The sequence below is a fragment of the Fontivita pretiosa genome, assembly GCF_050410795.1.
Lineage (GTDB): Bacteria > Planctomycetota > Phycisphaerae > Tepidisphaerales > Tepidisphaeraceae > Fontivita > Fontivita pretiosa.
The window spans coordinates 1828035-1850330 of sequence record NZ_CP191258.1 but is presented as its reverse complement, the minus strand read 5'-3'; the positions used below and the strand labels follow the sequence as shown (position 1 = coordinate 1850330).

14 protein-coding genes are annotated in these 22296 nt (G+C 65.2%); 7 read left to right on the top strand and 7 right to left on the bottom strand.

The window, feature by feature from the left end:
- Position 1 precedes the first annotated feature (1 nt).
- Both ACQS5P_RS07580 and ffh read left to right on the top strand, forming a co-directional pair.
- Complete coding sequence (locus ACQS5P_RS07580; protein ID WP_428940292.1) at positions 2-646, top strand: hypothetical protein; 645 nt, start codon at positions 2-4, stop codon at positions 644-646.
- Positions 647-717: 71 nt separating this feature from the next.
- A complete protein-coding gene (gene ffh, locus ACQS5P_RS07575; RefSeq protein ID WP_428940291.1) occupies positions 718-2190 on the top strand; it encodes a signal recognition particle protein in 1473 nt (490 codons plus the stop codon).
- An 18-nt stretch (positions 2191-2208) separates the two neighbouring features.
- Here the strand turns inward: ffh and ACQS5P_RS07570 are convergent, their stop codons facing one another.
- Entirely contained in the window at positions 2209-4122 is a 1914-nt protein-coding gene (locus ACQS5P_RS07570) for an amylo-alpha-1,6-glucosidase (RefSeq protein WP_428940290.1), read from the bottom strand.
- A 202-nt stretch (positions 4123-4324) separates the two neighbouring features.
- On the opposite strand from ACQS5P_RS07570, the gene ACQS5P_RS07565 reads away from it, so the two are divergent.
- The gene (locus ACQS5P_RS07565) at positions 4325-5482 is read left to right on the top strand and encodes a XylR family transcriptional regulator (RefSeq protein ID WP_428940289.1); all 1158 of its coding nucleotides are present in this window, start codon (positions 4325-4327) and stop codon (positions 5480-5482) included.
- On the opposite strand, the gene ACQS5P_RS07560 is transcribed toward ACQS5P_RS07565, so the two are convergent.
- The gene (locus tag ACQS5P_RS07560) at positions 5452-9759 is read right to left on the bottom strand and encodes a beta strand repeat-containing protein (RefSeq protein WP_428940288.1); all 4308 of its coding nucleotides are present in this window, start codon (positions 9757-9759) and stop codon (positions 5452-5454) included. The genes ACQS5P_RS07565 and ACQS5P_RS07560 overlap by 31 nt on opposite strands.
- Before the next feature lie 318 nt (positions 9760-10077).
- Between ACQS5P_RS07560 and ACQS5P_RS07555 the strand changes: the two genes are divergently transcribed.
- The 3 genes from ACQS5P_RS07555 (at position 10078) to ACQS5P_RS07545 (ending at position 16030) form a co-directional block, all read left to right on the top strand.
- Positions 10078-11532 carry a hypothetical protein gene (locus ACQS5P_RS07555; protein ID WP_428940287.1) on the top strand — a complete coding sequence of 485 codons (1455 nt, stop codon included), beginning with the start codon at positions 10078-10080 and terminating at the stop codon, positions 11530-11532.
- A 374-nt stretch (positions 11533-11906) separates the two neighbouring features.
- The gene (locus ACQS5P_RS07550; protein WP_428940286.1) at positions 11907-12803 is read left to right on the top strand and encodes a type II secretion system protein; all 897 of its coding nucleotides are present in this window, start codon (positions 11907-11909) and stop codon (positions 12801-12803) included.
- Positions 12800-16030 carry a beta strand repeat-containing protein gene (locus ACQS5P_RS07545; protein ID WP_428940285.1) on the top strand — a complete coding sequence of 1077 codons (3231 nt, stop codon included), beginning with the start codon at positions 12800-12802 and terminating at the stop codon, positions 16028-16030. Before ACQS5P_RS07550 ends, ACQS5P_RS07545 begins: the two co-directional genes overlap by 4 nt.
- A gap of 90 nt (positions 16031-16120) precedes the next feature.
- Here the strand turns inward: ACQS5P_RS07545 and ACQS5P_RS07540 are convergent, their stop codons facing one another.
- Complete coding sequence (locus ACQS5P_RS07540; RefSeq protein WP_428940284.1) at positions 16121-16441, bottom strand: hypothetical protein; 321 nt, start codon at positions 16439-16441, stop codon at positions 16121-16123.
- A 59-nt stretch (positions 16442-16500) separates the two neighbouring features.
- Here ACQS5P_RS07540 and ACQS5P_RS07535 point away from each other — a divergent pair, with 59 nt between their 5' ends.
- Positions 16501-16629 (top strand): hypothetical protein, encoded by a 129-nt coding sequence (locus tag ACQS5P_RS07535; protein ID WP_428940283.1) that lies wholly within the window; start codon positions 16501-16503, stop codon positions 16627-16629.
- A gap of 32 nt (positions 16630-16661) precedes the next feature.
- Here the strand turns inward: ACQS5P_RS07535 and ACQS5P_RS07530 are convergent, their stop codons facing one another.
- The 4 genes from ACQS5P_RS07530 to ACQS5P_RS07515 form a co-directional block, all read right to left on the bottom strand.
- The gene (locus ACQS5P_RS07530) at positions 16662-17534 is read right to left on the bottom strand and encodes an FHA domain-containing protein (protein ID WP_428940282.1); all 873 of its coding nucleotides are present in this window, start codon (positions 17532-17534) and stop codon (positions 16662-16664) included.
- Positions 17535-17561: 27 nt separating this feature from the next.
- Positions 17562-18449: a DMT family transporter gene (locus tag ACQS5P_RS07525; protein WP_428940281.1), complete on the bottom strand. Its 888-nt coding sequence runs from the start codon at positions 18447-18449 to the stop codon at positions 17562-17564.
- Between the two features lie 34 nt (positions 18450-18483).
- Complete coding sequence (locus tag ACQS5P_RS07520; RefSeq protein ID WP_428940280.1) at positions 18484-18975, bottom strand: hypothetical protein; 492 nt, start codon at positions 18973-18975, stop codon at positions 18484-18486.
- 819 nt (positions 18976-19794) lie between these two features.
- Positions 19795-22164, bottom strand: a complete 2370-nt coding sequence (locus ACQS5P_RS07515) for a hypothetical protein (protein WP_428940279.1) — start codon at positions 22162-22164, stop codon at positions 19795-19797.
- Positions 22165-22296 lie beyond the last annotated feature (132 nt).

Sequence of the window (22296 nt, the reverse complement as noted above, 5' to 3'; positions counted from 1 at the left end):
AATGACGCAAATGAACCCCCTCTCTTTCCGTGATGATGAACGGCGAACGATACGTGCCGTTCACAGTATCGTCGTTGTGACGGTCGTTCTGCTTTGCGGTTGCATGAAGGGGACGCTCGATCGTGATCGTCACGACGATCATCCCGCGATTGCGCAGCCACCGAATACCACGGAATTCGTTTTTAACGGACAGCCCATCCATCCGGCATTGGTCCATCTATTTGAGGGCCGGCTAGCCGATCGCGACGCCGTCGTTCGCGTGGTGGACCTCGATGCTGCGTTCGGTACCGACCAATTCAGGAGTCCGGTCAGGGTTGAACACTCGCAGGTAAGAACCTCGTGGCATAGTGGCGACCTGGAGCAGACATACTCCTACCAGCACCTCGGCGTCCTCTCCAACCGCTACCACGTGCTCCGCACCTTCTACAACACCGGCGGCACTGGGATCTTTCAGTCGGTCCTCTTCGTCGAGTTCGCGAAGATGCCGAGCACATACGCGGGCGAGGGCGACCATCAAGTGTTACGGCTCGTGCGGACCGTGCCGTTGGGGGACCGGGACGACGCGCGAGTCGAGGTGGTCAACAACGAAGTGCGGTTTGGAGCTTCGCGATATCGCAAAGAGCCTGTGGTGTTGCGTGCCCCATGAGACCGTGGCGATCGGCTGCTGTGGTTGCGGCCACTTGCCCGGCGATCGTCCGGGCCATAACGTGAAGCACCATGTTTGATGCATTGACCGAGAAATTCTCCAACGTCTTCCGCAGCCTCTCGGGGCGGGGACGCATTTCCGAGGAAAACATCCGCCAGGCCATGCGGGATGTCCGCACGGCGCTTCTGGAGGCCGACGTCAACCTTCAGGTCGTCAACGACTTCTGTGAGCACGTGATCAAGAAGGCCATCGGACAGGAGGTCATCAAGAGCCTTCAGCCCGGCCAGCTCATGGTCAAGATCGTCTATGACGAGCTGGTGAACCTGATGGGTCCGGTGGACACGAACATCTACTTCGTGCATCCGGGTCCGACGATCATCATGATGTGCGGGCTTCAGGGGTCGGGCAAAACCACGACCTGCGGGAAGCTGGCGCTGTACCTGAAGGGCAAGGGCCGGCATCCGCTGCTGGCGGCGGTGGACCTTCAGCGTCCGGCGGCGGTGGAGCAGCTTCGCGTGATCGGGCAGCAGGTGGATGTGCCGGTCTATACGGATGAGTCGAAGGTCGCGCCCCACGGGCAGGTCGCGCGCGGCGCCGCCGTCGCCGTCGCACGCGCCGCCGTCGCCGAAGCCAAGAAGCAGGGGTGCGACGTGGTCATCCTCGACACCGCCGGCCGCCTGGCAATCGACCAGGAGCTGATGGACGAGCTGAAGGAGATCAACGCCCAGATCAATCCCCATCAGATCTATCTGGTACTGGACGCGATGACCGGGCAGGACGCGGTCAACAGCGCCAAGGCCTTCAACGAGCAGCTCGAGCTGGACGGATTGATCCTGACCAAGTTCGATTCCGACACCCGCGGTGGGGCGTTGCTCAGCGCCAAGATGGTCACGGGCAAGCCGGTGAAGTTCCTGGGCGTCGGCGAGAAGCTGGATCGGCTGGAAGAGTTCCGCCCCGAGGGCATGGCCCAGCGGATCCTGGGCATGGGTGACATCGTCGGGCTGGTCACCGAGGCGATCACCAAGTTCGACCAGGAGGAGACCGCGCGCCTCCAGGCCAAGATGGAGAAGGGGCAGTTCACGCTCGACGACTTCATGGCCCAGATGACGCAGGTGAAGAAGCTGGGTCCGATGAGCAAGATCATGGGGATGATCCCCGGGATGAGCGAGCTGACCAAGGATCTGAACATGGGTGAGGGGGACATCGAGCGTCAGATGAAGCACATGCGGGCGATCTACGACTCGATGACGCGCGAGGAGCGGAAAAAGCCGGAGATTCTGGACGGGATGCGGCGTCGGCGGATCGCGGCCGGCGCGGGAGTGCCACTCAGCGAGGTCGGACAGTTCATCAAGCAGTTCGAGATCAGCCGGGACATGATGCGCGCCGTCGGGGGGATGGGAGTGATGGGCAAGCTCAAGCTGATGAAGAGCCTGATGGGCGGCGGGCTGGCGAGCCTGGGCGCGCCCGGCGGGCCGATGCTTCGCACCAAACGCAGCGGCTGGACCCCGCCCAAAGACCGCAACCGCAAGAAAAAGCGACGCTGAGTCTTCGAGCCGTCTCTGTTAAAGCTTCAATTCCGTGGCCAGCCGCAGGACTTCGGCGACGCTCCAGGCCTGGGCGAAGCAGCCGACGGGGCGATGCGGCGGCTCGGCTTCATAGATCTCGCTGATCTGCCCGATACACCCGTGCGTGTCCATGGCGCTGAGCAGCGGCCCAAGCCAGGCGCGCGCCTGCTGGATTGCCTCGGGGCTGCGCTGGTGGACTCGAAGATATGCATCCAGGAACGGACCGATGAGCCACGGCCAGATCGTGCCGTTGTGGTAGGCCGCGTCGCGGTGGAACTGGTCGCCCGTGTACCTGGAACGGAACTGCGGATCGCCTGGGGAAAGCGTCCGCAGGCCGTAGGGGGTCAGCAGTTCGCGGCGAACGACCTCGACGACGGCACTTTGCTGGTCCGGGTTCAGCGGGCTGTTGGGCAGGCTGACGGCAAAGATCTGGTTGGGGCGGATTTTCGTGTCACGCCGCCTGTCATGAACCACATCGCAAAGCCCGCGGAACGGGCTGATCCAGAACGTGGCGGCGAAGCTGCGCTTCACCCGCTCGGCCAGATCGTCCTCCTTCAGCAGCCGCAGCACGTGATACCACAGGGCGTTGATCTCGACGGCCTTGCCGTGCCGCGGCGTGAACACCACGTTGTTGCACTTGGCGTCCATCCAGGTGAGCTGCGTGGTCGGATCGCCCTGGGTGATCAGCCCATCTTCGTCCATGCGGATGTGATAGCGCGTGCCGCGCATGTAGCCGGCGACGATCTGGCGGCAGGCGCCCAGCAGCTTCTGCTCGAACGTGGCGGTGTCGTTGCTGGCCTTGAGATACTCGAAGCAGGCGTGGATGAACCAGAGGCTGGCATCGACGGTGTTGTAGCTGGGCTGGTTGGTGTAGTCGTCGAACCTGTTGGGGATCATGCCTTCGCTGACGTAGCTGGCGAACAGCGAAAGCACCTGCGCCGCCTCCCGGTGCCGCCCGGTGCACAACAGCAGCCCCGGAAGCGAGATCATGGTGTCGCGCCCCCAGTCGCCGAACCACGGATAGCCGGCGAGGATGGTCGAGCCGATCGAACCATCCGGGCATTTGCGGGCGACGATGAAATCGGCGGCGGCGCGGTGGAGTTTGCGAAGGACGATGCTGCCCGGGTCGCCGCATCGCGCCTCCCGCCGCCGCTGCTCCGCATCCCAGTCCAGGTTCTGGACCGGCTCGGTGGAGGCGATGAGAGTCAGCGTGGTTGGCGCGCTGATCGTGCACTCGAAGCGTCCGGGCAGGAAGAGGTCTTCCAGGTGATCCAGCCCGCGCTCGGCCTCGATCGCGTAGAAATGCCCCCGCCACCAGTCGCGCGCCTCGATGAACTGCGCCGCGTCGCAGCGCAGGTGCAGCGACAGGTCGTTGTGTCGGATGCTCAGCTCGTTGCCCCGACTGCTCAGGTCGAATCGCCCCTCGGTTCCGCGGCGCAGCGAATGGAAATCGCGCATCGCCAGAAACGGCAGCAGGCTCAGCCGGATGTGCCGGTGCGGGCCGGGGTCCACGATATACCGCACCGCTACGACGTTGCGGCCCATCAGGAGCATGACCTGTTTGGTGACGGTTGCGGCCTCGACCTGGTAGTGCCACTGGGCGATCTGGTCCAGCTCGAATCGCCTGAGATATCGATCGCCACGGGGATGGAAGCTGCCGGGAAACTGGTTGACCGACAATTCGTGGCGGATCTGGCTGTCGTCGATCAGGAGAATCTCGCCGATGCGTGAAAGGGCGATGATGCGTCCGAGAGGCGGGGCCAGCGCGGCACACAGCAGCCCGTGATAGCGCCGGGTGTTGCATCCGACGACGGTCGAGGAGCTGAACGCGCCGGTTCCGTTGGTCAGCAGCCATTCCTGGGAGATTCCCGGGCGAAGCTCCCCGCCGGTTTCGATGGTGTAAAGCGACATATTCCGTCGAGTCTAACGCGTAGGCGACGCCTGCGGTAGCGGGCTGGCCGGATCGGCAACCCGCAGGTGCAGCGCCGGCGGCAGCGGTGAAGGCGTCGTGCTGTGGCGATTGACAGGCGGATGTCGTGGCGATGCAATGAGAATAAACAGGGCAGGTGCAGGCGGGGAAGCGGGGCAGGCGGCTGCGGGATTCGACACGTTCATGCGCCACGTTGCACTGATCATCGAAACATCGATCGCCTACGGTCGGGGGGTATTGGCGGGGATCTCCAAGTACAACCGCCGCCACGGGGGCTGGCTGACCTATTTCCACCCGCGCGGGTTCGGGGATCCGCTGCCGGCGTGGCTGCGCGACTGGCGCGGCGACGGGATCATCGGGGGCATTGGCGTGACCGTGCCGGCCGACCTGCTGGCCAGCTTCGGCGTGCCGGTGGTCAACCTCCGCGCCCGCAGCGATCCGCGATTTCCCAGCGTCTGTGCCAATCACAGCATGGTCGCCGAAGCCGCCGCCCAGCATCTGCTGGATCGCGGGCTGAAGAACTTCGGCTACTGCGGCAAGGGGTTTGCCGGGCACGCGTGGTTCGACCAGCGAGGCGAGGCGTTTTGCCGAGCCGTGCAGCGCGCGGGATATCACTGTCACATGTTCACGCTTTCGCCCGAGCAGGCCCGAAACGCCGTCTCGCTGGAGATGGTTGGACTGGAGGACTGGATCCGCTCGCTGCCCAAGCCGGTGGGGGTGATGACCTGCAACGACGTGCGGGGGTTGTACGTGCTGGACGCCTGCCGGCGCGTCGGCGTGCACGTGCCCGACGAGGTGGCGGTGGTGGGCGTGGACAATGACCAGCCGCTGTGCGAGCTGTCGATCCCCCCGCTCAGCAGCGTGGACGTCAACGCCGAACAGATCGGCTACGAGGCCGCGGCGCTGCTGGATCGGCTGATGAACGGCGTAAAGCCGCCGAAAAAACCGATCGAAGTCGCCCCCCGCGGGGTGGTGACGCGGCGATCGACGGACGTGCTGGCCAGCGAAGACGAAGAGGTCAACCGCGCCGTGCGCTTCATCCGCGAGCACGCCTGCAACAGCGGGGGGCTTCGCGTCGAGCAGGTGCTGGCGCACGTGGGGCTGTCACGCCCGCTGCTTCAGCAGCGAATGAAGCGAGTGCTGGGACGCACGATTCATCAGGAGATCGTGCGCGTGCGGATCAATGCGGCCCGGGAGCTTCTGATGGTGCCGGAGATGACGATCAAGGAGATTGCCAGCCGCACCGGCTTCAGCAGTGTGCAGCACCTGACCAACGCCTTCCGTACCGCCGTGGGGGAGACGCCGGCGCGCTACCGGGATCGGCGGATCACGCCGGCGTGATGCGAGTGTCGGGCGCAACGGCATGACACTCTCGAGCGTCTGGCGGCGGCCAGCAGCGCTGCCAGGCACGCTCCGACGCCGCCGGGCTCGGGAATCACACCCGACTGAACCGCTCGCAACGCCGCAATGTACTCGCCGTCAAACATCCGGGCGTGCTCGGCAATGAGTGCTTCAGCGAGCGGACCGGCCTGATTGACGTAGGCATTGTCGATCAGGGCGTAGTCCGTCGCGTCGATCGAACCGGAGTAGTCGAAGTCTCCATTGATCCAGCCGGTCAACGTGTTGACGTACCCGTTGTCGATCAGCGAATAATCGGTGGCGTCGATCGAGCCAGACAGATCGGCATCACCGAAGTACGTGAACTTCACCAGAATCTCATTTCCGCTCAACGTCTGTCCGGCGAAGGTGGTATAGATCGGCCCACTGCCTCCCACCTGAGCCAGATCGTTCAGCACAACGCCCAGACCATACAGAAAGCTTCCAGCCGCGATGTTGCTCGCGTTGGCCTGCGTGCTGGCGATGCCATAACCCTGCCAGTCGAATTGGCCGTTGTTTTCCAGGCCGTTGCGGAGTTGCGACGTGATCGTCGCCAATGTCGCGCTCTGGACGATCAGGGCGTTGTCGTTGAGGTCGAGCCGTCCGGACCCGTTTGCGTCGGCGCTCTCGATAATTAATGAGTCCACGCGGCTGGTGCGGCTGTCGCCACCGCCGACTTCCACACGCGCTGCACCCCGCACGATCAACCCGTGTTGCCGGATGGAACTGGCCGACAGAGTCGCGTCCTTCTGGACGATGCTGGTTCCGCTGTTCAGCAGGGCGCCGGCGCTGGCCAGACCCTCGAAGATCGTCGTGCCGCTGCCGGTGATGGCGCCCAGTCCGCTGACGGCGCCCAGGAACACGGCGGTGCTGCCCGCCGAGACGCGCAGCTCACTTCCGGTGGCGTTGCTGACCGCGTCGTGGAACACGCCGGTGGCGCCGCCGGTCACAATCAGTCGGCCGTCGGCTTGATTCGACACGCTTCCGAAGATGTCCGAGACTCCCGCACTGAGAGACACCGTTGCGCCGTTGCTCAGCCCGTCGGCTCCGAACAGCATCGCCCCTCGCCCATCGATCGCGCCTGTGGCGGAGTTGATCAATCCCTGCGTGAACTGAACCGTCCCGCCCAGCAGGTTGATTCGTCCCTGGTTGGCAGAGCCGCTGGAGGTGAAGCGCAGGCTATGCCCGGCCTCGATGCGCACTTCGCCGCCGGGGGTGTTGAGCAGCGGCCGGGCGACGGTGCCGTCGCCGACGATCAGGCCGCCGGCCTGGTTCACCAGCATCGCCTGGCCACCCAGACGCGATGCGTCCTGCAAGCGAATCTCGCCGGCACTTTCGATGGTCGCGGCGAAGCCGAGCGCGCGTGCCGGCGCGATCAGCAGCATGCCGCCCTCAGCCACCTGCGCGTTGTTGGTCACAGCGGCGGCACCACCGTTATAGACGTACTGCCCGTCGATCCGCAGCCAGCCCGCGTCGATCGATCCGCCAGACTGCGTCAATTGCCCGTCGCCGCCGATGCTCAAGGTCGCGCCCACGCCCAGCGATCGCCCGGCCCCCAGCTCATACCAGGCTCCCAGAGGATGTCCGGAGGCGATGCTCAGCCCCGCGCCGCCGCTGACCAGAAGCCGGCCGGATTCGAACTGGAGCACGCCCACGCCCGCGAGTGTGCCGGTGCCGAAGGTTCCCCCGGCGATTCTCAACACCGACAGTCCGCCCAGCTCCGTCGTGCCCGCCGCGTAGAGCGCGCGGGTTGCGTCCAGGCTGATGCTGCCGCCCAACAGGCCACCGGGGGCGATCGACAGGGTGTAGTTCTGCGGAAGCGTCAGCGTTCCGGTGGCGAAGTTGATCGTGCCGGTCGATCCGGGCGCGAACTGGCCGATGCTCATCGCGCCGCCGTTCATCTGGACGATCCCGCCGCCGCTCATCAGCAGGGTGGCAGCATTGAAAGCTCCGCCACTGCTGAGCGTCAAGGTGGCACTGTGCGTGCCAGTGCCGAGCTGCGCCACACCGGCCACGTTCAGCGCACTTCCCGGCCCCCAGACGTTGATTGACGCGCCAGCGCTGGAGACCAGTAGCAGGCTCGTGCCGACGTTCACCCTCGCGCCTGAGAGGATTTCCATGAGCCCCAACCCCGCGGTCGTGCCGGGCCGCGCGCCGACTTCCAGCTCGCCGATGCTCGCGGTCGCGCCGGCGGTGAAACTGACGGTTCCGCTGGCTCCGCTGATGGCGCCGACCACCAGCCGCGGCGCCGACAGGTGCGATCCGGCGCCGCCGACGCTCAGTCTGGCCGCCGTGGTGGTCGAGCCCATTCCCACGGTCAGCGAGCCGCCGCCGCCCACATCCAGCCGCGCCCCCGAGCCGACCGCCAGCGTCCGTCCCGCCGCCATCGATCCGCCATTGATCAGGCTCATGGTTCCGCCCTGGCTGATGGCGATGTTGGCGCCGCTGCGGGGCAGATCCAATGCGCTGAGCAACTGCCCGCCGGTGATCGTGATTGATGAGGTATTGATCGTTCCGGCGTCGAGCTCGACGCGTCCGCTGGTCGCGACCGCGAGTCCGGCGGCGCCTTGGATCGTGAGTGTGCCGCCGCTCAGGCGCAGCGTCGCCGATCCGCCGGCGGTCGCGTTATTGCCGACGATGATGCGACTGACGCTCACCCGCGAAGCGGCGCCACTCAAAGTGACGGTCCCGCTGCTGCCCTGAACGGCTGCGACATTGAGTTGCCCCAGCGTCAACGACGCGCCGCCGTCGATGCTCACCACGCCTCTTGATCCGCTTTGTGATCCTGCGCCAACGTGCATGACGCCGTTGATGGTCGCAATCCCGCCGGTCATGGTGAACGATCCAGCGGCCCCGCCGGCGCCCAGCGACACCGGGCTTGTCGTCAGCGCCGACAGCGCTCCGCCGGTGATGCTGATCGTGCCGTCGGCGCCTGCGCCGATGTCGAGCGTGTTGTTCACGCTGAGCGTGGCCCCCGAGGAGATTGCAGCACCGGAGCCGGCCAGGCTCAGTGGGGAATTGATGGTCGCGCTGCCGCCGCCCTGGACGTGCAAGGTTCGACCCGCGGCAAGCTGGAACACCGCCGCCGGATCCGTCACATCCAGCCGGGCGCCACTGGCGACGAACAGATCGCCATTGGCGTGGAATCGCGCTGTGCCGCTGCCGCCGAGCACGTGGATTCGCCCGCCGGCGGCGATCGAGATCGATCCCGTGCCGCTGGTGAAGGTTCCGGCGACGATCGTCAGTGCCGAAGAGCCGCCCACCGCCAGCCCCGACTCGCCGACAAGCGTTGCGCTGCTGGTGTCGCTGTTGAGCGAAAAGGTTGCCACGCCGCCATTGCCCAGTCGCAGGCTGCCCAGTTGCACTGATGCGCCCGAATCGACGCTCAGATTGACGACCGAGCCGATGCTGTTGGCCAGATTCAGATCTCCCAGGGAGGCGGTGGCGCCGTTGCGAAAAGTCGCCGACACGTCCGCGCCGCCGATGCCCCAGGCGGAGGCGAACCCGGGCGGCGCCGCCGCCGACAGCGCCGATCCGGCGCCATCCACCACCAGCGTCATCGTGCCCGAGGCAATCGCGGCGTCGCCAAGATCGATCGAGGATCCGGCCGCCAGCACCCCGCCGGCGCTGAGCGTGATCGTTCCGCCGCCGAAGCTCAGCGAGCCGCTGCTGCTGAGCGTCCCGCCGTTCAGCACAGAGACCTGAATGGCCGGCCCGGGCAAAAACGCCCCGGACTTGCGGTTGAGGTGTCCGCCGTCGATCGTGAGCACGTTGGCGATCGCCGCGCTGTTGCCCGCCAGCGTCAGCGATGCCGACGGGCCGATCCAGACCGGCCCGCCCGCGGCGAAGCTCAGGCCGGTGCCCAACGTCGCCTGCCCGCCACTGAAGATCGCGCTGGCGACATTGAACGATTGGGCGGTGGCGGCGGCGAAATGCACGATTCCGGACTGGAAGCTCAGCGTACCGGTTGTCGTCGGCGCTGACAGCGTCACCGTATAGGTCGAGTTGAGGTTGAAAACCGACGTCTGCGAGGAAAGGGTGGGCACGCCCAGAGGCGTCCAGTTTGTCGAGTCGCTCCAGCTTCCGCCGGCAGGGTTGTTCCATACAAAGGTCTGTGCATCGGTGGGGCGGGTGCTCAGCAGTGATGCCAGCAGCAGGATCACACCGCAGGCGATGAGTGCCCGAGTTCTCGAAGCTGGAAGACTCCGGTTCACGCCCGCCCCGGCGGGGATGCGGTTCATGCCCCTCTCCTTGTGGATAAACGGCAACCCACGAAGAATTGTCGAATAAACGAAGGGTTCAGCAGATTGAGGCGAGCACTGTACGAACAGGTCGGCAGATGATGCAAAATATACCCCAATTCGCGACGCACCTGTGGCGTATCGGCGGGCGCGACGAATTGGCCGATGCGCAAAATCGTAACATTATTCCGCAAATGTGTAATGCGGAACGCCCACTGACGGTGTAGGAAACACATAGTACCGCATGGTCGGAGGGCCAGGCGGCACGTCCGACGTTGCAACAGGGTTGAGGGGGACAGTTCAGAGAGGAGCGAGAAAATGCCCAACGCATGTCATGTGCGCGGCCAGAGCCGCGCCCGTGGTCGTATCGGCGACGCCCACGTCAGGTGGATGGCTTGGACTGCCGCAGCGGCCGCGCCGGTGCTGATGCTGCCTTTGAGTGCCCGGATTGCCTCCGGGGCGATCGTGACGCCGGCCACCGCTGACGCGGAAATCCGCGAGCTTCAGCCGGAGTTCACGCGCGGCGCGCCGACCATCCCGCCGGGGTCCGGGCAGCACGGTGAGCTTCAGATCAGCAGCGCCCCGTCCGGTACGGGGAACCGCAATCTGGCTCTGATCCGCTTCAGCATTCCGACCTCGATCGCGACGCGCGCTGATTTGCAGAACTACGCGGAGATGCGCCTGTTCTTCCGTCACCAGAGCATGAACGGGACGGGTTCGGTGCGTCTGTACGGGCTGAGCCCGACGCATCCGTTGAACGCGACCTGGAACGAAGAAGAGGTGATGTACCGCGATGCGGGCAATCACCAGGACATTTTCCCGGTGATCGGCAGCGGGCAGTCGCAGACGCCGGCCGATGGCCAGCCGCGAGTGATCCGCAACTGGGGCACGAACGCAAACGTCCCGATGCCGAACCTGATGGCCACGGGCGCTGCGCCGCCGGTTCCCGCCGCACCGGCTTCGGGTCCGGGGTCGGGATTCTATGGCGCGGATCCCAATCATCCACGGCGGGCGCCGGGCATCGTGTATCAGGACCCGCCGCTGAGCAATCAGGTCGTGGCGGAGAACACGGCGCGCTATAACTACAACCTGTCGCAGAAGGCCGCCTACGACGCCGACATCGCCGACGGCACGCTCGATGGCACCTATGCCTACCTGCCGTACATCAATCAACCGGCCTACAACATCAGCATGACCACGACGCTGGCCGTACCCGATGCGGTCTCGGTGGGCGATGGCAATCCCAACACCGTCAGCGACGGGTTCAGTGACATCTACTCTGATATTCCGGAATCCAACCGGCCGTTCTTCTCCGGGCCGACGGATACATATCTGGACGATCTGGATACGGCCAACGTGCGGTATCTGGGATTTTCCCAGGTGACGTTCCCCGGCAGCGCGGTGTACCTCGGGCGGCATATCTCGATCGGTGCCAACACCGATTCGCTGGTGACCACGCCGCTGTCAGAGGCGAATGCGGCGATGGCCGAACTGCTCGATTTCATTGGCGACGCGCTGGATCTGGGCTATCGCGAGCTGACGTTCCTGGTTGGCCCCGGGGTGGGCGCTGTGGGTGGCGGGCTTGACCCGGTCAACAACGTCAACCTCCAGATCGCGTCCAAGGAGTACAACAACAGCGCTCCGCCGGCCGGGTTCCCGGTGATCAACTTCGGCGATCTGGCGCCGGTGCTGGTGCTGGCGCCCGAGCCGGGCAGCATCGCCGTCGCGGCGCTGGGTCTGGCGGCGTTGGGTCTGCGTCGCCGACGGTCGTGAATCGCCGCTGCCGGCTTGGCCGTCGGCAGCCGAGATACGACTGACGCTGAATGGCTGGGGCAGAAGGATGAGTGCGGCAGAAGTCTGGCCGCATCATCCTTCTGCCCTCATGCGCGCCGCCCGTGCGCAGGTCGGCATATATGCAGAATGGTCCATGACCTTTTTTGTTAATGAATCCGCCATTTCCTGAAAGGCTTTTGTAGACCACTCGGGGACGGCAACGGGTACATTCTTGGTCTGAGCCGCCGTGCTGCCGGCACAGCGGACACTTCAACAGTTCGCAGCCAGCTCAATGGGCGAACGAGATCGCCGGACATCGCGCCGGCGGATCGAATTGGTCAGATTATCGTCGGATCATCTCTGCGGAGGTCCGAATGCATCGCAACCGCTTGATCGGCTGGGAGATTCCACCAGGCTCGGCTCGCGCGTTTACGCTGGTGGAGCTGCTGGTGGTCATTGGGATCGTCGCGATCCTGATGGCATTTCTCCTGCCCGCCCTGGGTCGGGCCAGGGAATCCTCGATTCGCATCAAATGCGCCAGCAACCTGCGGCAGATCGGTCTGGCGGCCATCAACTACGCCGCGGAGAACAAGGGCTGGCTGCCGGACAACCGATCGGCCCAGCCGCACTATGTCGCCAACCGTTCGGGCTTTGTGGGCTGGTATGACTCGCGCCCGATGTGGCAGAAGTACATCAAGGACGTGAATTGTTTCTACTGTCCCGGCTTCGCGGGGGATATGCAGGGACGCAAGGTGGTGGCACAGCATGCGGACGACCGCAGCCAGGCCAACGCGCCCAAGGATCCACAGGTTGGCTGGCGTGGCACGCCGCTGGGAGTGCCGGTCGATCTGTACGTCAGCATTCACTACAGCATCCTGGGCGGATGGAGCAGGCCGGGCACGCCCAACCGCCGCATCGTGCTGCTGCTGGGTCCGGATGAGCCAGTGCCGGACACTGATCCGCCGCTGGCCTCGCGCCCGATGCTGCCGGCGCGGATCGGCGCCCGCAACTCCAGCCAGATCCCCCTGGGCGCCGACGCCACCCTCCGCGAGCCAACCACACCGATCGCACTTACACAGGGCAGAATGCTGGCGCAGGCCGCGGCGCTGGGACCGGACTTCTGGACCAGTCACCGACGTCGCGGACGCTTCGATGGGCTGAACGTGCTGTTCCTCGACGGCCACGTAGTGTGGCGCGGCGCCGAAAAGGCCCGCCCGCGCATGACCTACAACACCGGCACAAGCAACTACGACTATCTGTACTGGTATTGAAACAAACCAACATCCTGGAGGTGGAAAACGCCATGCTCGTGAACAACTTGCCCAACAGGAAGCATCGACGATTGGCACTGGCGGTGGCCGCGGCGGTTTCCGCGTGCTCAAGCTGGTTCCCGGGCGCAGCAGTCCGGGCAGTGGATTACACATGGATCCCCACGGCTGGCGGCAGCTACGACTGGGGGCTGGCATCCAACTGGAACCCGCTCGGCCCGCCCAACAGCAACAGCGACAGCGCCAACCTCTCGATCGCCATGACCGGCAATCAGACCATCAGTCTGAGCGCCGATTACACCGTCGCCACACTGACATTGGGCTCCACCGGCGCGCCGGTGGTTACCCACATCGCCACCAGCGGCGGAGCGAACCTCATCCTCGAAGGCGGCGGCGGGACAGCCAGCCTTCTCAGCAACGGCGTGGCCGGCGCGGTCAACCGTATCGGCGCCGCCATCCGGCTCAGCAGTCTGCTTCAACTGGAAGCTTCCAGCACCAATGATCTGACCATCAGCGGGCCGATCACCAACTTCGGCGCCAACCGAAACATCAACAACCTCTCCGGCAAAGTGCTGCGAATCACCGGGCCGATCAGCCTGGCCGAAGCAGGCGCCACCGCGGCGCGCGGCATCTCCTTCAACCGTGATCCGAGCAATACCATCGTCGATTTCGGAAACATCGAAATCAGCGGTGACATCAGCGACGGCGGATTTGCCGGCGGGTTTTTGGGTCTGGGTCCGATCGGGCTTAATCCGCTGGTCCGCTCGACGATCACGCTCAGCGGAAACAACACCTTCAGCGGCTTTGTCAATGCCAACCGCGTGAACCTGGTCCTGGGCAGCAATACGGCCCTGGGCACGGGCACTTTCTTCCCATCCAGCCAGACCGGCGCCTACGGACCGGTGGTCATGTCCAATGATGACGCGCGCACCATCGCCAACACCACCCAGTTCTCCCAGTTCTGGATCGTCGGCGGCGAGCATTCACTGACCTTCACCGGCCCGGTCATCCAGGCGAACAACCGCGCCGTGACCAACCTCTTGCCAGCGGGAAAGACGCTGACTTTCAACGATGTTTACGGCGCCAACTCCGTGGCCGACAACCGCAATTTCATCTTCGATGGTTCGGGCAGGACGATCGTCAACGGCAACCTGCTGGGCACCAGCACCACGAGCTGGTCTGGAACCACAGGCCTGGAAAAGCGTGGCACCGGGACGGTGACGATCAACGGCTCGGCGGCGATTGGAACCAACAGCTACAACGCCGGAACGCGCGTTCGCGGCGGATTGCTGGAGTTTTCCCAGTCGCTGGCGTACGGCAATACCACCGGCATCACCGTGGAGGCCGGTGGGGCGGTCGGGCTGCTCACCGGCTCGACCAACCCGGCCTTTCTGACCCTGCTGGCCAACGGTGGCGGTAGTGGCCCGCCACAGAACCCCACCGCATCCGCCGGCGCATTGGCCCTGGCGCCAGCCGACGCGGCGGTCAATCTCGACTTCGTCTCGGGCAACATGGCCGCGCCCAATACGCAACGCATGGGTGTCGGGGCTGTCTCCGGCGGCGTCACCTACACCGGAACCATCACCCCCTTCGCCAACACCTATAAGCTTGGTGGTGGCGGGCCGATCACCCTGCCCAACAACTCCCAGCTCACCGGGGCCAACAGCGTGCTGGCCGACAACGGCGGGGAAGTCATCCTCACCGGCGCCAACAACTACACCGGCTCGACCACCGTCGGCGGCAACTACATCAACGCGACACAGGTTCTGGGGCAGCTCGGGATCGGCACCAGCCTGATCCTCACGCCCGGATCGGTGCGGGTCAACTCGACGCTGACGGTCAACAACCTGACCAACGGCGGCAGCCCCAGCAGCATCGGGGCCTCCTCCAGCGCCGCGGGCAACCTCGTGCTGAACGGCGGCACGTTGCGCTATTCCGGCGCCGGCGCGAGCTCCGATCGGCTGTTCACGATTCAGCCCAATGGCGCGACGATCGATGCCTCGGGCAGCGGGCCGATCAACTTCTCCAACCCCGGCGCGATCGTTTCCGCCGACGCCGCCACGCGCAGCGGCACCATCGACCCCACCCGGCCCAGAGTGCTGTATCTGGATAACGTCGCCGATCTGACGCCGGGCATGACCATCTCCGGCGCCAACATCACCCCGGGCACGACCGTGGCCGCGCTGATGCCACCGTCCTTCGGCAACTACGGTCAGACCGGAAACAACGGGCCGTATCAGATCATCCTCAGCCAGGATGCTCCGACGCCCGGCGGGGCCGCCGGTCCGTTGACCTTCGGCCAGCAGCACCGAACCCTCACCCTCACCGGCAGCAACAGCGGCGACAACACGATCGCCGGCGTGCTCGGTGATTCGGCTTCGGGCATGCTCGCCATCGTCAAAACCGGCCCCGGCAAATGGATCCTCAGCGGCGCCAACACCTACACCGGCGGCACCACCGTCAACGCCGGCACGCTGGCGGCGACGCGGCTGGCCAACGGCACCATCACCGTCAACGCAGGCGCCGTGGCGCAGATCACCGCCAAGGGCACGGCCAACTCCCCGGCCGGCACCTCACGCACCGCTTCGCTGAACCTGGCCGCCACCGCAAGGCTGGACCTGAACAACAACAGCCTGATCCTCGACGGCGGCAACCTCGCCACCACCACCGCTCAGCTCAAGACCGCCCTTGAAAACGGCGGAAACTTCGACTGGCTCGGCCCGGGCATCGGCTCGACCCAGGCCAATGTCCAGAACACCACCGCCGGCAGCTTCCTGTACGGCTTGGGCGTCGTGCTGAATGACCTGGCTCAGGTGGGAGGCAGTGGGCCGATCTACACCGATTTCGCCGGTGTCAGCGGCCTGGTCGGCACGGAGGTGCTGGTGAAGTTCACCTACTTCGGTGATGCCGACCTCAGTGGCTCGATCGACGCCACCGACTACTCGCTGATCGACAACGGGTACGTCAACAGTCTCAGTGGCTGGATCAACGGGGACTTTGACTACAGCGGTGTGATCGACGCGACGGACTATGCCCTGATCGACAACGCGTACGTGAATCAGGCCGGTCCGTTGGCCGAGGCGCTCATTGCCGAGCACACCAAGCTGTTCGGCGGGGAGTACGTTGCGGCGCTGCGGGCGGTGCAGTCGGGCGTGGTTCCCGAGCCGGCGACGATGGGTCTGTTGCTGGGCGGCGCGTTGTTGGTGAAGCGGCCACGTCGCAGACACTGATGATTCGGCCAAGCTCACTGCCTCTCCCCAAGCTCGGGGAGAGGCGGTGGGCAGGCCAACGCCACGAGCATTGCCAAACCTGAACCCGGATCACAACAGGCAAACCTGAGGAGGATGAATCCCGGTGAGCGAGTCCGCCGCCGCGCTTTCATGCAAACTGGTATCCACTGTCGTAGAGGTCAACAATTTCAGGCTCGCCGTGGACGATTTGCGCGCAGCCGCGCCGGCGCGATCGCTGTCGTCGGGAGCGTCCTGGGGATCGGCCGACGCTTCAAGCGCGCCATCTATTGCCTGTTGCTCCTTCTGCTGTTGCTGATTGCGATGGGCCATCGGGGCTACATCGCGCGTCTGTGGCGAGCGCGGGTACACGCCGCCGCCATCCTGCTGCCTCTTTTCGCGTTCATCGGTCACTACAACTGACGGGTTATCGGCAGCGCGATGCAGTTTCCGAGTGTGACGCTTCGCCAATCGTGTTTGCCCGCGATATGGGCCCGCAGCACAACGCCGAGCTGCTGGTATATTTCCGCGATCGCCGCGCCTGGCTCATGGATGTCAAGCAACAGAAGCTCACGGAGCTGGGAGCGGCCGCTGGCCCCTGATAGCGTTGTGCGGTCATGATGCTTGAGGCTGTTCACATCGCGCCGTGACGGAGGATGATGAACAGTGATCCGCCTGCGACGGCGGCGGCCAGCGCGACGTAGGCGACAGCCAGCCACGAGGGGATCGTGGCGCGGCGGTTGGGATCGACACTGCGTATGACGGTGGGGCGCGTGGCTGCGGGCCGACGCGGCGGCATGGGTGCTGCCCGGACCGCAACGGCCGAGGCGCCATGCGCCGATTCGTCCGCCGCCGCGGCGGGCGGCGCGCCGCTGGGCGCTGTGGAAGGAGCATGCGCCTGCCCTGTCGGCGGCGATGTTTTCGCCTGCTCGCGATTGTCCTGCGTCGCCGCCGATTCGCCCGTCTGCCCGGTCAGGATCGAGTCCCACGTGCTGGAGGTGATCTGGGCCACCAGGGCGTGCGCGGCGTCATCACGGTAGGAGGCAGGCTCAGCCGGCCGCGGGCGCGGAATCGGATGCCCGCTGAGCCGCGCATCCTCCTCCATGTCGAAAAGCTGAAACCCGAGTACGGTTCCGGCCAGGGATTCATTGGGATCGGCCGGTCGATGGCTGCGAGGGCCGCGGGGGCGCGGCTTGAGCGATTCGGCCGGCGCGGGGACGAAGGCGCCTTCCATGAAGGCGATCTGCGCCCGGCCGACGCGAATCACCTCGCCATCGCGAAGCACGTGCCGGGTGATCAGTTCCTGCCCAACCCGCGTGCCGTTCTTGCTGCCCAGGTCGCTGATGACCCATCGATTGTCAAATCGCTCGATCCGGCAATGCCGCCGCGAGAGCAGGATATCTTTGATCACGATGTCGCAATCGTGCGCGCGGCCGATCAGCAGCGGGCCGGTCAACTCCCGCCGCTCCAGCTCTCCGTTGCGATCGGCCACGATGATGTAGGCCATGGCTGTCGTGCCTGTCAGTAATACGGATTATCGAGCATCCGGGTTGGTAGCCTCAAGGGACATTGCGATGAGGATTGCGGCCCCGCCGACGAACGTGGCCGCGTCGGGGCGTTCCCCGATCGCCAGCCAGACCCAAAGGGGATTGAGCACTGGCTCCAGCAGGATCAGCAGGGAGGCATCGACAGCGGGAACCCGTCGCAGGCCAAGCTGGAACAGCACATAGGGAATACCGAGCTGGACGACTCCGCACATCAGAACCATGCCAACCTGCCATGGCATCGCCATGATGGGTCGCGCCAGCAGCAGCATCACGCCAACCAGCAGGATCGCGCAGCCGAGGTTGTTGAACGCGACGATGGCGAAGGGGTTGGCCTGTCCACCGGCCAGACGGTTCAGCTTCTCCAGGATCAGGATCAATGCTCCGAAGGCGATGCCGGAGAGCAGCCCGCAGACCGGCCCGACCCAGCCGCGCGGGAACTGACCGCCGAGCATCATGATCAGGATGCCCCCCGACGCGATCGCAATCGCCAGCCACGTGCGCCCGCCTATGCGCCGGCGCTGAAAGATCCAGGCGAACAGAGCGCAGAAGACCGGGCCGGTGTATTGCAGGAGGATTCCGACGGCGGCGGTGGCGTCGGTCATCGCGGTGATCAGCAGCGAGACGACGGCCGCGTAGACCACGACCGACAACAGCATCCACCGCAGATCCGGCCAGGGCTGGCGGCTGAGCCAGATCAGCGGCAGGATCGCCGCACCCGCGGCCAGCGATCGCCAGAACGCGAACGCGATCGAGTCGATGTTGACGGTCTTGACGAAGATGCCGCTGAGGCTCCACAGGATCGACGTCGCAACCAGCAGCGCGACGCCAAAGGCGCGGGAGCGAGAGGTTGTGGCAGCGTGCGCAGTCTGGCCCATGCCGTGGCGAAGTCGGGCGACTACTCCAGTGCCGTCACTTGTTCATTTCCGCCGGGGCGGTCGCCGCCGCCGTGCCGGGCGCCGCGTGCTGGGCGGCCTGCGCTTTGGCAAGCTCAGCCTTGAGCGCTTCGATCTGTATCTTCAGTTCCGCGACCTGTTTCCTGGCCTCCTCGAGCTGCGCCTGTGTGGACTTGAGCTGCTCGGCGAGCTGCTGAGCCTGTGCCTGCGATGCTCGCGCCGCCTGCAACTCCTGCTGCGCCTTGTCCAGCTCCGCCGCCAGGGCGTCGAGCTTCGCTTTGGCCTGCTCCTGCTGTTGTGCCGCCTGTGCCGACGCCTGCGACAGGCTTTGATTCAGCCTGTCAACTTCGCTCTTGAGCTGATCGCGCTCCTTCTGAACTTCGTCCAGTTGCCAGGCCAGTCGGTCGCGCTCGCGCTTGGTTTCGCGCAGGCGTTTGCCGGGCTGGCAGCCCACGAACATGGACAGTGCCGTGACGATGGCGATGACCGATAGAATGCTTCGATTCATGTCAGGCTCCCATTCTTCTCAAGTGCGGCAGATGTTAGACGACCGGGCGATCCGGTACAAACTCCGCAACCTTGGCGCAACAGACGCGTCTATCCGGATGATGAGATATACATTGCCGGTGCTGGTGTTGTTGCCGCTGATGCTCGGCGTCGGCCCGGCCAGCAGGCCGGACCCGATCGCCGCTCAATGCGCCCAACTGCTGCAGGGGTGGAAGGATCGGCTCAGTGCCGAGCGGCTGGAGGCGCTTCTCGCCCCGCCGTTTGTGCTGGCCGGCGACGGCGGGGTGCGCAAGCTGGAGCGATACCGCGACGGCACCATCCTCGCCGCCCAACGCGCCTTACAGGCAACCTACTTCGACACCCAGCCCCAGGAGCCGATCCTCATCTTCCTGTTCGAGTCGGCCGAGCCGTACCAGCGCCTGGCCAGACAGTGGTTTGGCGAGCAGGACGTGCCGCACTTCGGCTTCTACCGTCATCGTGACAATGTCATGCTGATGAATGTCGGCACGGGAACCGGCACGCTGGTCCATGAACTGGTCCACGCCCTGATGAAAAGCGATTTCCCCGACGCCCCCGGATGGTTCAATGAGGGTCTGGCAAGCCTCTACGAGCAGTGCGCGCTCGATGGCGACACAATCACTGGCCTGAAGAACTGGCGGCTGCCGGCGCTGAAGAAGGCGATCCAGCAAGACCGCCTGCGACCGCTGAGCGAATTGATCGACGATCCGCGCTTCTATCGCGATGACCTGACGGGCCTGAACTACGCCCAGGCGAGATACCTGTTGCTGTACCTTCAGGACAGGGTTCTGCTGCGCGAGTATTACAGGCGATTTCGCGCCGCGCGTGGCGAGGATCCCACTGGCCGAAAGACCCTGGAAAAGCTGATCGCGCCGCAATCGCTCGACGACTTCGATCGCGCCTGGCGCGCGTGGGTGTTGGCGCTGTGATGAGCGAGACTGTGGGGCGCCCGTCCTGGCCGCGATCGCCTGCGTCCTCGGCCCAGCGTGCCCAGAGCCAGGACCACCGCGCCAGTGGGTTCGGGGAGTATCCCCGATCGGATCGCGCGCAGCGCCGCTGTGTACTCTGCTCCGAACAGCCTCGTATGCTCGGCGATCATCGCCTGGCCCAGCGCGGGGTTCTGATTCACGTAGGCGTTGTCGATCAGGGCATAATCGGTGGCGTCGATGAAGCCGCTGTAGTCGAAATCGCCACTGGTCCATCCCACGAGCCGGTTTACGTAGCCGTTGTCGATCAGGGAATAGTCGCTGGCGTCAATCGCGCCGCTCAGGTCTGCATCGCCGTAAACGGTGTACTTGATCAGCAGGGCCGAATCGTCCACGAAGATGTCCTCGAACACCCCGCCGCCCGGGCCGAACATGTCCGACGCCTCGGCATAGCCCAGGCCGGTCATGCGTGAGCTGTCCAGAGCGGCGGCGGCGCTGCGGATGCCCGGGCCGTTCCAGTCTCCGTTGGCCAGCCCGCTGGCCAGGTATCGCCGGATATCCGCCGCGGGCGAAGCGCCGCTGTCGTAGTCGATCACCAGCCGATTCTGTCCCAGATCCAAGGACCCGCGGATCGTGCTGCCCATCTGTTCGAACCGCAACTGCCTGATCCGACTCGTGGTCTTGCTCATCGCGATGGAAGAGAAGCCGACGTTGGCGATCGCGATCTGCGCGTCCGCGCCGATCAGCAGCGCGTTCTGGCGAATCCGCTCAGCGGTGAATGACCCGTTGCCGCCGACACTGATCGTGCCCGCGCCGTCGAGAAAGTCGCTGAAGCGCACCGTTCCGCCGGTCTGAATGATCGTGCCGCTGTTGATCGAGTTGGACGCCACGCCAAACGTCCCGCCGGAGATGTTGATGATCCCGCTGCTGGCGCCGGCGAGGTTCGACTGGAGCTGGCCGATCTGGGCCAGACCTCCGCTCTGCGCGAACATCCCCAGCAGTGCGTCCTGCGGCGCCAGCGTCAGTCCGCCGAGGGACAGTGTTCCGCCGCCGAGCTGGTAGTATCCACGTTGTCCCTGTCCCTGCACCGGCGCGCCGCGCACCAGCCCGGCAAAGCCCCCCAGGGTCATTGCGCTGGCCTGCACCAGTCCGCCGCTCTGATTGATCGATCCATCGGACAAGGCCCCGACGCCGATGCCGCCGAAGTTGGCCGATCCGCTGCCGCCGAGACTGTACGTCGCGGGCCCGTTGTTGCCCGATCCGACCAGCAGCGAGCTGCCCTGCAATCGCCCGGCGGTCTGGATCCACGTCGCGCCCCCGCCCATGTTCACCGTCGGAAAACTGCTGGACAATCCACCCGGCGGCTGGCCGCCCACAAAGCCGCTGTGCGTCACCGTCCCGCCGATCTGCGTGTAGTCGGCGTCGGTGAAGATCGTCTGGCTGGCGGGAATGTTCAGAGACGATCGATTGGTAACGTTCCCAAGGAACGTTCCATTGCCGTTGACGATGAGCCTGCCGGCATTGACGTGCCCGACGAACGTGCCGACGTTGTTGATGAACGTGCCGGCGTTGACGATCCCGACGCTGCTGCCGATGCCGGCAAATGAACCGCCGTTGGCGGCGTAGGTGCCGCTGAAATTCATCGTGCCGCTGCTGGTGATCAGCCCTGCGCCCTGGGTGAAGTTGCCGCCGCTGAAAAAGCCGCCCAGCGTGAGCGTCCCGCCGTTTTGAGTGAAGTTGGTGCAGGCCATGGACGCGCCGGCGGCGACGGTAAGCGTGCCCTGGGCGTTGAGCGTGCCGGTGCTGAACCTGCCCCGCCCGCCGAGCAGGCTGTATTCCCCCGGCCCGCCCAGCGAGATCGTCAACTGCTCGGCGCTGAGCGTGAACTGCTGCTGCACGATCGCGATCGTTCCCGCTCCGCTCTGGTTGATCAGGATCGAGTTGTAGTTCCGCACGAACGGCGAGCCAGGATCGTGCGAGGTGGCGATCGGCGAATCGTCGATGTCGAAGATGACCACGTTGGCGTTGGGGTTCACCGCGGTGACAAACACGTCATCGCCACTCTGTGGCGTACCCGTCGGCGACCAGTTCGCCCCGTTCGACCAGCTTCCCGTTCCGCCGGTCCGAATCCAGACACGATTGATCGCGCCGGCCGGCTGGGTGCACAGCACGATCAACAGCGCGATTGTCCTGCTGATCCAGACACGCCGGCCGTATCGATTCGACGAATGGTAAAGCTGAGCCATGCCATCATGCTCCAGACAGAACAGGATTGCCAAGACGCAGGAGTACCCGGAGATCACCCTCGCCCCCATGACTCAATAGCACAGATCCTCTCCCGCGCCAGCGCGATTCTGTCTGCTTTTGTTACAGTGATG

Bases quoted from the DNA above. Each gene is read 5' to 3' on its own strand.
- ACQS5P_RS07580 (WP_428940292.1), top strand. From the start codon at position 2: ATGACGCAAATGAACCCCCTCTCTTTCCGTGATGATGAACGGCGAACG.
- ffh (WP_428940291.1), top strand. From the start codon at position 718: ATGTTTGATGCATTGACCGAGAAATTCTCCAACGTCTTCCGCAGCCTC.
- ACQS5P_RS07570 (WP_428940290.1), bottom strand. From the start codon at position 4,122: ATGTCGCTTTACACCATCGAAACCGGCGGGGAGCTTCGCCCGGGAATC.
- ACQS5P_RS07565 (WP_428940289.1), top strand. From the start codon at position 4,325: ATGCGCCACGTTGCACTGATCATCGAAACATCGATCGCCTACGGTCGG.
- ACQS5P_RS07560 (WP_428940288.1), bottom strand. From the start codon at position 9,759: ATGAACCGCATCCCCGCCGGGGCGGGCGTGAACCGGAGTCTTCCAGCT.
- ACQS5P_RS07555 (WP_428940287.1), top strand. From the start codon at position 10,078: ATGCCCAACGCATGTCATGTGCGCGGCCAGAGCCGCGCCCGTGGTCGT.
- ACQS5P_RS07550 (WP_428940286.1), top strand. From the start codon at position 11,907: ATGCATCGCAACCGCTTGATCGGCTGGGAGATTCCACCAGGCTCGGCT.
- ACQS5P_RS07530 (WP_428940282.1), bottom strand. From the start codon at position 17,534: ATGGCCTACATCATCGTGGCCGATCGCAACGGAGAGCTGGAGCGGCGG.
- ACQS5P_RS07525 (WP_428940281.1), bottom strand. From the start codon at position 18,449: ATGGGCCAGACTGCGCACGCTGCCACAACCTCTCGCTCCCGCGCCTTT.
- ACQS5P_RS07520 (WP_428940280.1), bottom strand. From the start codon at position 18,975: ATGAATCGAAGCATTCTATCGGTCATCGCCATCGTCACGGCACTGTCC.
- ACQS5P_RS07515 (WP_428940279.1), bottom strand. From the start codon at position 22,164: ATGGCTCAGCTTTACCATTCGTCGAATCGATACGGCCGGCGTGTCTGG.